Origin of the sequence: Plantimonas leprariae (assembly GCF_008802405.1) — a bacterium.
GTDB lineage: Bacteria > Pseudomonadota > Alphaproteobacteria > Rhizobiales > Rhizobiaceae > Plantimonas > Plantimonas leprariae.
Window position 1 is genome coordinate 187,241 of sequence record NZ_VZDO01000003.1, and the last position, 12,293, is coordinate 199,533.

7 protein-coding genes are annotated in these 12,293 nt (G+C 69.3%); 2 read left to right on the forward strand and 5 right to left on the reverse strand.

Going from position 1 to position 12,293, the window contains the following annotated elements; genetic code table 11:
• Positions 1-387: 387 nt before the first annotated feature.
• Together F6X38_RS05550 and F6X38_RS05555 are read left to right on the forward strand one after the other, a co-directional pair.
• The gene (locus F6X38_RS05550; RefSeq protein WP_343033192.1) at positions 388-2,571 is read left to right on the forward strand and encodes a caspase family protein; all 2,184 of its coding nucleotides are present in this window, start codon (positions 388-390) and stop codon (positions 2,569-2,571) included.
• A gap of 13 nt (positions 2,572-2,584) precedes the next feature.
• Positions 2,585-4,900 (forward strand): glycosyltransferase family protein, encoded by a 2,316-nt coding sequence (locus F6X38_RS05555; protein WP_150968608.1) that lies wholly within the window; start codon positions 2,585-2,587, stop codon positions 4,898-4,900.
• 509 nt (positions 4,901-5,409) lie between these two features.
• Here F6X38_RS05555 and F6X38_RS05560 read toward each other — a convergent pair.
• The 5 genes from F6X38_RS05560 to F6X38_RS05580 all read right to left on the reverse strand — a co-directional run bounded on the left by F6X38_RS05560 (position 5,410) and on the right by F6X38_RS05580 (position 12,156).
• Positions 5,410-6,957, reverse strand: coding sequence for a DUF2235 domain-containing protein (locus F6X38_RS05560; RefSeq protein ID WP_150968609.1), 1,548 nt, complete (start codon positions 6,955-6,957; stop codon positions 5,410-5,412).
• A 495-nt stretch (positions 6,958-7,452) separates the two neighbouring features.
• Positions 7,453-8,229: a sugar phosphate isomerase/epimerase family protein gene (locus F6X38_RS05565; protein ID WP_150968610.1), complete on the reverse strand. Its 777-nt coding sequence runs from the start codon at positions 8,227-8,229 to the stop codon at positions 7,453-7,455.
• Positions 8,226-9,245: a hydroxyacid dehydrogenase gene (locus F6X38_RS05570; protein WP_150968611.1), complete on the reverse strand. Its 1,020-nt coding sequence runs from the start codon at positions 9,243-9,245 to the stop codon at positions 8,226-8,228. Before F6X38_RS05570 ends, F6X38_RS05565 begins: the two co-directional genes overlap by 4 nt.
• A complete protein-coding gene (locus F6X38_RS05575; protein WP_150968612.1) occupies positions 9,242-11,107 on the reverse strand; it encodes a DUF2264 domain-containing protein in 1,866 nt (621 codons plus the stop codon). Before F6X38_RS05575 ends, F6X38_RS05570 begins: the two co-directional genes overlap by 4 nt.
• Positions 11,104-12,156, reverse strand: a complete 1,053-nt coding sequence (locus F6X38_RS05580; RefSeq protein ID WP_150968613.1) for a LacI family DNA-binding transcriptional regulator — start codon at positions 12,154-12,156, stop codon at positions 11,104-11,106. The genes F6X38_RS05575 and F6X38_RS05580 overlap by 4 nt, the downstream gene beginning before the upstream one ends.
• Between the last annotated feature and the right edge of the window lie 137 nt (positions 12,157-12,293).

Genomic DNA, 12,293 nt, shown 5'->3' on the forward strand with positions numbered 1-12,293 from the left:
GCCTTCCACCTCTGAGTAGCAGGTCCAAGCTGGCGTATTCGCAGTGCTGGTCAGCAGAAGCCATGTATTTCGATCCCGCTCGACTTGACAGCCATTTCTACAGCTGGCTATCTACAACAGGCTTAAGCGGAGGCGCTTATGGCGAAGTGGCTGCAAGACCGTTGTGCTTCGGTTGCGTCCATCTTGTTCGTCGGGGCCATGGCCTCCGGCTGCGCGTATCTCAGTCGCCCTCACGTCGATCAGCAGCCCTCCGTGCATCGCCGGGAGCGTTCGAATACCCTTTTCACCGGACGGGAAGCGGGACGCAGCAACGACGGTGGCTCGCGCTCGCGCTCCGGCTACTAGGTCCGGCGGGGCGGTCTCGTGCGACGCGGCCCCATCGCTTTCGTGTCGTCCGGCGGCGATAGCGCGGCGGGGCGCGGTGGGCCTGCAGGCCCGGCACGGTCCGGGCGACGCCGCCGATGGCTCGCGGTCGCCCTTTTCGTTCCGGTCGCCCTTTTCCCGGGCCCGACGACCGCGGCCGACGCCGGCCGGCGAGCCGTTGTCGTCGCGACGACGTCCTTCGCGGGACAACCACTGCCGACGGGCGAAGCGGACGGACGGCTGATCGCCACGACCTTGCAGGAGGCCGGGTTCGACGTCCTCCTGGTCATCGACTTGGACCGGCGGACAATGGCGGAAACGATGCTCCGCATCGGCCGGCACTTCGAGGGCAGCGAGATCGCCTTCTTCTACTTCACGGGCGTCGGTGCGCTCGTGAACAAGGACATCGTGCTCCAGCCATCCGACGGCGCGCCGAACGAGCCGGAGCAACCGAACGGCCTCACGCTGAACGCTCTGGTCGCGATGCTGCGCGAGAAGGCCAAGGCGAGCATCGTGGTTCTCGACGGCATCCCGGCACCGGCCGTCGCCGCCGCGTCGCTGACCCGATCCGTCGCGCCGCTTGAGCGAGGGAAAACGGGCGCCCCGGCGGCGGGCCGCATCCTCATCTCCTATTCCGGCGCCGTCGCGGCGCCCTCGGCCAGCAACGACGTCGGCGCGAACGGCATCTTCGCGACCGTCTTCGCCAACGCCATCGCGCAACGGGGGATTGCCCTGCAGCAGATCTTCCGCGAGGTCCGCCGCAACGTCCGCGAGGCGACGCGTGGCGCGCAGCTGCCGCGCACCGAGGGCGACGTCGCGCTCGACCTCGTGCTTCGGCCGGAGGTCGCCGATCCGATCATGAGCCAGAAGCGGCCCTCGCTCGACCAGATCTTCTGGAGCCTCCTCAAGGACAGCGCCGATCCGGCCGACCTCGCGCTGTTTCAGAACACCTTTCCCTCGAGTCCTCTCGGCGAGCGGGCGGCGGCGCGGCTGATCGCCCTGGCGAGCAACAGCGGCGCGGCGTCGGTCGGCCGGCTGACCGTCGCGTCCCAAGGCGCGGCAGACGCGACGAACAGCGGTACGGCGGACCGGCAGAGCCTCGCCCTCGGCGTTTCCGGCGACCGTGCTCCGCCCATCCAGGTCCGCACTTGGCCGAGCACGCTACCCGCCACGCCGGACGGCCTTGCCGCCATGTCGACGTCCTGCGACGCGGTGGCCGGCGATCCGGACGACCCGATGCGGTTGTCGCCGGGGATGCGATGGGGCCTCGTCAACATCCGCCTGGCGGTGCGCACCTGCTTCGTCGAACTGGCGCGCGATCCCGGCAATCGCCGGCTGCTCTACCAAGTCGGCCGCATCCTCGACATTCTGGGACTCTACGCGCCGGCGGAGTCCTTCTATCGCGACGCCGCGCGCGCCGGCTACTCCGCCGGATTCGCCAATCTCGCCTATCTCTACATGACCGGCCGGGGCCGGCCGGTCGACATGGCTGCGGCCCTGTCCTACCTGCGCGCCGGGGCCGAGCTCGGCAATCTGCGCGCGCGCACTGACCTCGGCGTCATTTACCTGCACGGCAAAGGCGTCGAGCGCTCCACCGACGAAGCCCTGCTCTGGCTGCGCCTCGCGGCCGCCAGCGGCTGGCCCAACGCGATGGACGTTCTCGCCAACATGTATCTCGACGGGATCGGCGTCGACAAGGATCTCGCGGCCGCCATCGAGCTGTTCCAGGCCTCGGCCTGGGTCGGCAACACCAACGCGATGACCAGCATGGGCCAGCGCTTTCTCGATGGGCGCGGCGTCGAGCGCAGCACGGCCATGGCGCAGACCTGGTACGAGCGCGCCGTCGCCGCGGGCAACGCCTTCGCGCCGCTCTACCTCGGACAGATGTACCGGGACGGCAACGGCCCCAAAAGGAACACGGCGCGCGCCGTGGAGCTGATGACGCTCTCGGCCGAGCGAGGTTTCGGCGAAGCACGCTTTCGCCTCGCCGAACTCTACGAGGGCGGCAGGGGCGTGCGGCGCGACCCGGTGGAAGCGGCGTTCAACTACATGCTGACCGATCATCAGTCCTTCGAGCATCCGGTCCTGCCGCAGTTCGTGGATAAGGCGAAGCAACGGCTCGCGCCGCTCATGTCGAACCTCACCAGCGAGCAGGCCGAGACGGTACGCCGGCGCGTCGACGAATACCTCAAGCTCAACGGCTCGTGAGGGGCGGCGCGCGATGGCGGACAACCTCGACCTGTCGACCGGCGCGGCGTTCGACGCGCAAACGCTCGCCGGTACTGCGCCGGCGTACGAAGCCGACGCGGCCGCCGTCGACTACGATCTCGTCTTCGTCGCCGATCCACGTCTCGAAGGCGGCACGTCGACGGCGCTCGCGGAGGAGATCGCGGCGGCAAGCCAAGTCGGCCTGCGGCTCGGCCTGCTGATGGTCCGGGGATCGCTGCTCGGCAGAGCCAGTCGCTGGATGCATCCCGGCCTCCAGGCGCTGGTCGACGCGGGCGCAGTGGCGATCGTCGATCCCGCGCTGCCGGCCCGCACGCGCCTCGCCGTCGTCCATCACCCGACGATCTTCGCGCTGCCGCCGCGCCGGATGGTGCGGGTCGCTGCCGGCCGCACGGTCCTCGTTCTGCATCATCCGCGGCTCGACCGCGCCGGCGCGGTCCAGTACGATCTCGCCGCCGTCGCCGAAACCTGCGGGCGGGCCTTCGGCTGCGACGTCGAGATCGCGCCCGTCAGCACCATCGTCCGCCGCTCGCTTCCGGCGACGCTGCCGGACGGCGTCTCTGTTCTGGCGGAAGATTGGTACAACGTCTTCGAACGGAGCGGCTGGAAGCAGCGGGGCTCCGACCCGCCGCGCTATCCCGTCCGGATCGGCCGGCACGCTCGGCCCGACCCGCGAAAATGGCCGGACACGCGGGAGGAAGCGCTCGCCGTGTACAGCCCCGACCCCGAATTCTGCACCGTCTCGATCCTCGGCGGCGGCGCCTTCCTGGGGGAACTCTACGGCGAGCTGCCGGAGAACTGGCGGATCCTTCCCTTCGCCTTCGACGGCGTCGACGCCTTTCTCGCCGGGCTCGACTTCTTCGTCTACTTCCACGGCTCGGCCTGGTCGGAAGCCTTCGGCCGCGTCGTCGTCGAGGCGATGGCCGCGGGCGTTCCCGTCATCCTGCCCGCCTACCTCCACGACTCCTTCGGCGACGCGGCGCTCTATTGCGCGCCGGATGGCGTCCAGGAACTCGTCGAACAGCTGGTGGAACAGCAGAGCCGCTACTATCTTCAGGTGCGGCGGGGCCATGCCTTCGTCGCCCGGCATTCGCATCGCAGCTTCGTCGAGCGCCTCGGCCGGCTCATCGACCCGCGCCCCGCCCCGACCCGGGCGAGAGCCGTGGCCGGCCCGCGCCCGGCGCCGCGCCGCGGCAAATCGATTCTCTTCGTCTCGACCAACGGCATCGGCTTGGGCCATCTGACCCGGCAGATGGCGATCGCCGACCGGTTGCCTGACGGCGTCGGCGCGATCTTCGCGACCATGTCCTATGCGATGAAGATCGCGGCCGACGCCGGCTACCCCACCCATTTCATCAGCTACCATCGGCACTACGGCGCCGATCCGAAGCGTTGGAACCGGGCGCTGCGCGAGGAACTCTTCGATCTCATCGCCTTCACCCGGCCGGAGGCCATCGCCTACGACGGCAGCTACCTCTTCGCCGGGCTCCTGGACGCCATCGCCGAATTCCCGGCAACGCCGTCCTTCTGGATCCGGCGGCCGATGTGGCGCGACAGCCACGCGGTCGGCCTCGCCGGTGCCGAAACCTTCGACCACGTCGTCGAGCCGGGCGAACTCGCCGACCGTTTCGACGCCGGCCCGACGAAGCCGCTGCAGCAGTTCGCCTACCTGACCGCGCCCGTGCTGCACCTCGATCCGGCGCAGCGCCTGGGGCGGGATGCGGCGCGGCGGGCGCTCGAGCTGCCAGAGGACGCCTGCGTCGTCGCGCTGCAGCTCGGCTCGGGCCGCAACTTCGACATGCGGCCGATCCGCGACGGGGTAATCGCCTTCGCGCGGCGTCGCAAGCTGATCGTTCTGGAATTCGCCTCGCCGATCCGCGACGAGTTCGCCGCGCGAGAGCCGGCGGCCGACAACCATCGCATCGTCGAATGCTTTCCGACCTTCCTTTATTCGCAGGCGTTCGACTTCGCCGTGGCGGCGGCCGGCTACAACACCTTCCACGAGAACGTCTTCGGCGCCGTCCCGACCATCTTCGTGCCGAACGAGGCGGCGGAGATGGATATCCAATTGAATCGTGCCCGCTTCGCCGACATCTTCGGCTATGGCTGCCTCCTGCGGCGCGACCACGAGCGCAGCGGACTGACCGAGCTGCTGGACCGGATGCTCGATCCGTCCGAGCGGGCGGAGATCGCCCGGCGCTGCCGCCGTCTGTCCTACCGCAACGGCGCAGCCGACATCGCCCGCCTGATGGCACAGTCGACCTGCTACCTACGCACCGACCTGCCCTTCGTCCAGGCGGCCGCCGGATGAGCGGCGGGGCCGGGCCCTCCGGCGGCAGCGCGGGCCGCGCGACGACAGCCGGCCCCAAGCCGGAATATTTCCGCGACTTCTCGGCGAGCCTGCTGCCGCGATATCGTCGACAACTATCGCTCCTATCTCAGCGACCTGCCGCACTTTGCGCTCGTCCCGCGACGCAGCGCCGCCCTGATCGAGTAAACCGGATCGTCGGACAGGGTCGCGAACGGCACGGCCGCGCCTTTGCCGAAACGTCGGCATCGAGGAACAACCGCCGGTGTTCGTGTCGTAGACGACACGATCATCGCCCTGCGCCGCGTGGCCGCTGGCATTGGCCATGAACGCGCCCGCCGCCGGCGCACCGACCTTCGTCAGGGCGGTGGGGCGCGCACGCGCCTCATCCGATCGAACTCGCCGGAGCTCGGAAGGACAGGAGTTTCGGAACCGAACGACAACCCCGCCCCTGACGGCGTTCGATGTCCGTCCTTCCGCATCCGCCGCTTGGATACGGAGGATGCGTTCTTCTATCGTCTCCTCACCGTGAGTTGCACGCTTCCCCGGTTGTTGTCGTAGGTCTGCCAGGCATCGTTCGCGAAGCAGTAGAGGTAGCCGCTGGCCTTCGGCGTGAATGTCGTGCCGGAGCCGATCCGAAAGACCTGGCTCGGTCGCTCCTTCGGCTGGTCTTCGGGCTTCCAGCCGTTCGCGACCATGCCGACCAATGCGAACCATTCGAACGCTTCTTCCCGCTTCGTGTAGACGAAGTCCGCCTGCGGGTTGGCCGTGAAACGCTTGTAGGCGTTCTCGAGCTTGCCGAGCACCGCCGAGGCCAGTCGGACCGCCTCGCCGAGGTGAAAGCTTCCATCGCTCGTGCCACCCGGTCCGCATGGAATCGAACCATCGACCCATTGCCCGTCGGCAGCGAATTCGTAGGTCGCGCCCCTTTCGAGGTAGATGCCCGTCGCGTTCCAGTGTTGCCGGGCGTAGATGTGGACCGGCTTCGACACGCCCGGATCCAGCACGATCGACGGCCAGTATTCGTGCTGCGTGATCGGCGGTTCGCTTCGACGCTCCAACGCCGATCCGTGCAGCGCATCGCCGGATCTCTCGTCGATGAGCGGGGCAGCGCGCGGGCGCGTCTTCAGCGTCTTGAAGATGCCCGTCAGCGAGTCGTGCAGGACGTCCTGCGCATTCGGCTTGATCTGGCGGACACCGGCATCCTTGAAAGCGAGGCCCTGCGCCTTCGCTTCCTCGACCATCCACAGCAGGGCGCCGTCCGACAGACCGCAGCGCGAATAGCCGCCGCCGACGTCGCCATGGACGCCGGGAAACCAGACCTGCTTCAGCTCCTGTTTCGGCGGCTTGTCGGTCCACAGCGTCGGCTCGAAGCTCTGCCGCCGCTCGTCCAGCGCCACGGCATGGCGGGCGTGCACCACCGCCGCGCTGAGGTCGGTATCGTGGAATTCGTACTTCGTCGGGTCGTCGATGAGGTTGAGCAGCGCCATATCGTCCGGCACGCCGAGTGCTCCCACCGTGTCCCAGACGCCGATGAAGTGGATCTTCGTCGTCAGCGCGGTCGGATCGCCCGTCGCGACGTTATGGAAGCGCATCTCCGCTTTCGCGTGCATCTTCGGCTGGCCGGTCGGCTTCCTGCGATAGGCGGCGTAGACGGCGTCGACCGCCTTCCAGACCGCTTCCGGCGGGATCGCCGGGTCGGAAAGGTCGAGAAGGCCGCACTGCGAGATCATGCCGCTCAGGCTACGCACCGTGAACGCACCCCGGCTGAAGCCGAACAGCCAGATGCGGGCGCCCGGCCGATAGGTCGTGGCGAGCCAGTGGTAGGCGCTCTGGACGTTCTTCTCGAGCCCCTCGCCCATTCCGCCGCCGGCGATGCGATCCCACCATGTTCCGCCCGTCCCGACGCCGGGATGGTAGTAGGCGCGCTGTTCGGCGCCGTCCGCGTTCCGTTCCGCAAGGATGTTCCGCAGCTTCACCACATTGGTGGGCGCCGGCAGCCCCTGATCGAGATCGTCCGGCGTGTTCCAGGTTCCATCGCAGCAGACGACGAGTTCCATCCCCACCCCCTCAGGCCAAGCGACGCAACGCGGTATCTGGACCTCGAGAATGTCCAGACGCGCCGGTCGGAACTCCATGCTGATGCGGCGGCTTCGCGTAACGGCCGGAAGGAATACGGGCCGCTCGAAGGCGAACGACCAAGGATCGCCCCGGCCAGCCGTCGACCCGACCGCGCGATACCGGCTGCCTTCTCCCGCATGACGCGGACAAACACCAGCAACAGCGATATTGCCTCTGCGTCAGAACAGAAGTTCATCCTGATGCAGCCTACGAAAGATGCTAGCTATGTCGATGCTATCTATACGATATTTAGGTAGCTCTATTTTCGCCGGATGGCAATAAGGAAGGACGACTTGCCGAACATCCCTCCTGTTCCGAGCAACCCGGCACCTTCCAGAATGCCCAGCAGCAAGGCAATCACCCCGCCAGACCTCGCCGGGTTCCGGCCGGTGATGTCCCCAAGCAAGCACCTCCGGAGCGGCCGAACGGCGTTCCTAGCCGGCAGCCAGGAGAGCGCGAAGCGTTTCGGCGTCGCGTTCGAACGATGCCGGATCGTCGTTCTCGACGAATTCCAGCATGGCGAAGCACGGCTCCTGCCAGCGTCGCTCCGGAAGGGCGGCGAAGTACCGGCGCCATTCGTCCCCTTGCGTCGCCAGCGGATACCGGTTCCGGGCCGCATCCCAGGCGAAGACATGGAGATGACAGACCGCGCCGCCGATCGCCGCGATCTCGGCGAGCGCGGCCTCCATGCCGATGCCGGGCGACGGCTGCCAGTAGAGAAAGACGTTCGGCGCGTCGATCTCCGCCATGAGATCGCGGGCGCTGGCGAGTTCGTCCGTCAGCGAGTTCGGGTGATATTCGAGCCCGATCGTCAAGCCGCGCGCGGCCGCCTCGTCGCCCACCTGCCGGATCGCGTCGATCGCGGCGCGCCGTTCCTCGGGCGCGTAGTCGGCCGACGGGCGGTCGCGGCGGCCGGGCCAGATCCGGACATGCCGGCACCCGAGCGCCTCGGCCACCTCGAACACGTCTCGCACCGCGTCGGGCGAAGCGTCCGGCGGCGCGAGGTAGGAGCCGTAGGACGAAACGCGGAGGCCTGCCTCTCGCGTCAGTCGGCCGACGCGCGCGGCCGTTTCGCGGTCGCCTGGCGGCACGTGGACGTCGCCACCCCATTCGATCGCGGCGATGCCGGCCTCCGCCGCCAGTTGCAAAACCGACTCGGGCGCGAGGCGCCGGAACGTCACGGAACAGAGCCCCGGCAGGAGCGTGCTCACGCGATCACCGCGAGGTCGGCCGGCAGGATCCGATGCCGAAGCGGCTCGCCGCGCGCGAAGCGCTCGATCTCCGCGACGGCCATCGCGCCGAGACGCGTGCGCTCCAGCCCAATCGCGCCGGCGATGTGCGGCGTCAGGAACACGTTCGGCAGGTCGTAGAGCCGCGAGTCGGGCGGCGGAACCTCCGGATCGGTCACGTCGATCGCGGCCGAGAGGCGGCCCGATTCCAGTTCGGCGAGAAGCGCCGCCTCGTCCACCAACGCGCCGCGCGCCGTGTTGATCAGCGTCGCGCCGTCCGGCATCCGTGCCAGCGCCGCGCGGTCGATCATGCCGCGCGTTTCGGGCAGCGACGGCGCATGGAGCGAGACGATCCGGCTTCGCGCCAGGAGTTCGGGGAGCGCCACCAGCCGGGCGCCGAGACGCACTGCCTCGGCGGGCGAGACGAAGGGATCGGCCAGGAGGATCTCGAAATCGAAGGGCCTGAGCAGCGCGAGGACACCCCGCCCGATGCGCGAGGCGCCGACGAGGCCGACCGTGCAGCCGCTCGCGCCGATCGGCTCGTCCATCATCGGAGCGGTCGCGCGGCGGTCGCGATCGCGCCGGTAGGCATGCGAGAAGGCGAAGGCGCGCTTGGCGGACAGCAGGATCAGGGCGAGCGTGAATTGCGCGACCGGCCGCGCATTCGCCTCCGCGGCGCTGGAAACGAGCACACCCGCCTCGAACACGGCTTCCGACACGAAGGTCTTCACCGTTCCGGCGGCATGGGCGAGAAGCTTCAGTCCCGGCATGAAGGTGAGTTCGGCCCGGCCCACCGGCGGGCAGCCCCAGCCGGTGAGCAGCACGTCCACACGGCCGAGCCGCTCGCGCAAGGCGGGCGACGTGAAATCGGCGACCGGTTCGGCGTCCACGAGTTCGGCGACGCGAGCCAGCCGGCCGATCAGCGCCGGCGGCAGCACGTGCTCGGTCTTGCCGGCGTCCATGACGATGAGGACGCGAGGACGCGGCAGCGCGGTCATAGATGGTCGCCCGGCGCCTCGACCGCCCCGACCGCCACCCCGTCCGCCCGGAAAAGCGCGTCGAGGTCGGCAAGGGACGGAAGGGCGGGAGGGCGGTCGAGCGCATCGCGCCCGGCAGCCCCGTCGCCGGATGCGAGCACGGCGCAGGCGAGCAGCGTCTCGCCGGCGGGAATGCTGCCGCGAAGCTGCGGCACTGTGGTTTTCGCGGCGAGGAGACCGGTATTCGGCAGCGCCTTCTGCGCGCGGCCGCCGCGCGAAACCGTGGAGCCGAGATCGACGATGGCGGCAAGGTCGCCCGGCGTGATCGCGGCGGCGCGCCCAACCGCCTCGACCGTCGTCTCGCCGTCACCGTCGTCGCCCCTTGCGATCGCGAAGCCGCCCTCGGCGCTCCGCAGCGGCCGGTCGGAGCGGATGCGGTGCAGCCTGACGTGCCAGCGGCCGGCGGGCAGGAGCGTCGTTTCCACCCGGACGCCCGGCCAGGGCTTCCAGACCGCCCGGAGCGCATGGCCCGCGATCAGCGCCGTTTCGTTGGTTTCGCGGACGCGGTAGTGGAGGCCATCCTCGGACAGCGCCAGCGTGTTGTCGAACGCGTTGCGCTCGAAGCCGCGCTCGTCCACCTCGACCGAGAAACCGTAGCGCGAGGCATAGGCGAATTTCGCGTATTTCTCCGGCCCGCTGCGCATCTGGAGGTTTTCCTGTCCCGACGACAGGGCGACCACCGTGCCAGGATGGCGCGTCATCACCATGCCGGGCGCGGCCAGCGGCAGGGGGTCCGGACCCGGCGCGAGCGGCGTCTCGTCCGCCCGCCAGAACGGATGGTCGGCCGGCAGGGCGAGCGGCAGGAAAGCCTTCAGGGCCCAGTACGGCGAGCCGGCGGAATTGTAGCTTTCCGACATGGTCAGTTGCGGATAGCCGTAGCCGACGGAAAGCACGCCGTTCGGGTGGGCGATCGGCTTGTCGGCCCACCAGCGCAGATGCCGGAGCCAGAGGCCTTTGATCTCGCCCCAGGGCAAGGCTTCCTCCTCGGCGAAGGCGAGCGCCGCCCAGAAGCCGCCGCAGGCGAAGCGATAGGTCATGGACCGGCCGAAGGCGAGCGCCCCGCCGTCTTCGTCGAACCAGGAGCGAAAGTCCTTCGCGAAGCTCCGGGCGCGCTCGCGGAAGCGTTCGGCATAGGGATCGCCCGCGCCGGCGAACCGCGCGTGGATCAACCCGTAGAAATGCATCGCGAAAGGAATGTAGTGGTCGACGCGGCGGAAGTCCCCGTCGCGATACCAGCCGCCCGCGATGTGGAAGCCGTCCAGTTCGGCGAGATAGGCTTCGGTGAGGCTCCGGTCGTAGGCGAGGCCGAGCCGGTCCAGCGCCGCGTCCACCATGACGCGGAAGAACTTCCAGTTGTTCGGCGCATAGGCGCGCTCGCGGGCGTCGAGGAGGTAGCGCGCCAGGCGGTCGCGCTGACGGCCCGTCAACGGGTCCCAGAGCTTCTCGGGCGCCAGGCGAAGCGCGAAGCCGAGCGCGGCGAGTTCCACCAGCCGCTGGTCCCGGTCGCGAGGCTGGCCCCAATAGTCCGGATGGTCGGGATCGACGCCGTTCGCGAGGCCTGCCGCGAACAGCGGCCAGTGCGGCATGGTCCCGCCGCCGGCGAAATGCGGCGCGAGACCCCAGAGCGGCCGGGCGAAACCTTCGAGATCGGCTGCCGCCCGGTCGAAATGCGCGCCCGCGGCGTCGAGCCGAACCCGCGCCCGGCCTTCGGAGAAGAAGGGCAGCAGCGGCTCGAACAAGGCGAGAAGCGCGCGCTCCACGTCGTCCCGGCCGATCAGCGGGTTGCCGTGCAGCGGGTTGAAACGGACCGGATCGAGGCTCATGGAAGCGTGGCTTTCGCGGCGGCGATCGTTCCCCCTTCCACGAGCCGGACGGCATGCTGCACCTGCCGCGCCGGGGCGGCGGGCTCGGCGAGGCGGTGCCGCATGACGTCCACCGCTTCGTGCGCCAGCGCGCGCCGGTCGACGAACAGGGTGGAAAGCCGCGGACTCATGAGGCTGGCGCAGGGCAGGTCGTCGAAGCCGAGCACCGACACGTCGTCCGGCACAGACAGGCCCAGCGCCTCCAGCGCGCTAAGGACGCCGAGCGCGATCGCGTCGTTCATGCAGAAGACCGCGGTGATATCCGGTTGGTGCAGCAAGAGCTCGCGCGTTTTCGCCGCCGCCTCCTCGAAGGTGCGGCCCGAGAACGTCAGCACGCCCTCGAAGCCCGCAGCGTCCGCCAACTCCGCGACCGCATGGCGAAAGCCCCTCGCCCGCTCGCGCGTCGTATGCCGATGCTGGCCCGCGACATAGGCGATGCGGCGATGGCCGAGATCGAGCAGGGTCCGGGCGCCGAGGCGGCCGCCGTAGAAGTTCGCGGGCGACACGCAGTCGAGCGCGAGGGAAGGATCGGCGCCGTTGACGAGCACCAGCGGTCGCGCGTCGGCGTATCCGGGCATCGCGGCTTCGTCGAGATCGAGACCGACGACGAAGACGCCGTCGACGCCGCAGCGTTCGAGGTCGCGCGCCCTGAGCACGTCGTCGGCCAAGAGGCGCACGGCGACGCGGAAGCGACAGGCATCGGCGGCCGCGCGCAGACCGTCGAGGATATCCTGATAGAAGGGGCCGAGGTCGCCGGTGGCGCGCTCGGCCGGCAGCAGCACGTCGAAAGCGAGCCCTTCCAGCGTCGCGCCGTCGCCGCCGGCGAAGCCCGGCGGCAGGGGATAGCCGAGTTCGGCCGCGGCCTTCGCGACGGCCGACCGCGCTCCGGCGCTGATGCCCGGCTCGCCGGCCAGGGCCCGCGACACCGTGCTGACCGATACGCCGGACAGCCGGGCGATATCGGTCTGGCGCGGACGGCCGGGACGTTCGGCGCGGGCCGGAGCGGGCATCAAGGACTTCACCATATCCCGTAGCTCATCGCAATTAATTGCAAAATTTGCAAGCATTGCAGATCGTGATAATGCTTCGCCGGGAACAGCGGCGGTTTCGCAGGAGGCGGGACGACCGCTTTGCAGGAGGACGAGCG

What these genes read in the sequence shown, in the direction of transcription:
- F6X38_RS05555 (WP_150968608.1), top strand. Translation starts at nt 2,585, where the DNA reads ATGGCGGACAACCTCGACCTGTCGACCGGCGCGGCGTTCGACGCGCAA.
- F6X38_RS05560 (WP_150968609.1), bottom strand. Translation starts at nt 6,957, where the DNA reads ATGGAACTCGTCGTCTGCTGCGATGGAACCTGGAACACGCCGGACGAT.
- F6X38_RS05570 (WP_150968611.1), bottom strand. Translation starts at nt 9,245, where the DNA reads ATGACCGCGCTGCCGCGTCCTCGCGTCCTCATCGTCATGGACGCCGGC.
- F6X38_RS05575 (WP_150968612.1), bottom strand. Translation starts at nt 11,107, where the DNA reads ATGAGCCTCGATCCGGTCCGTTTCAACCCGCTGCACGGCAACCCGCTG.
- F6X38_RS05580 (WP_150968613.1), bottom strand. Translation starts at nt 12,156, where the DNA reads ATGCCCGCTCCGGCCCGCGCCGAACGTCCCGGCCGTCCGCGCCAGACC.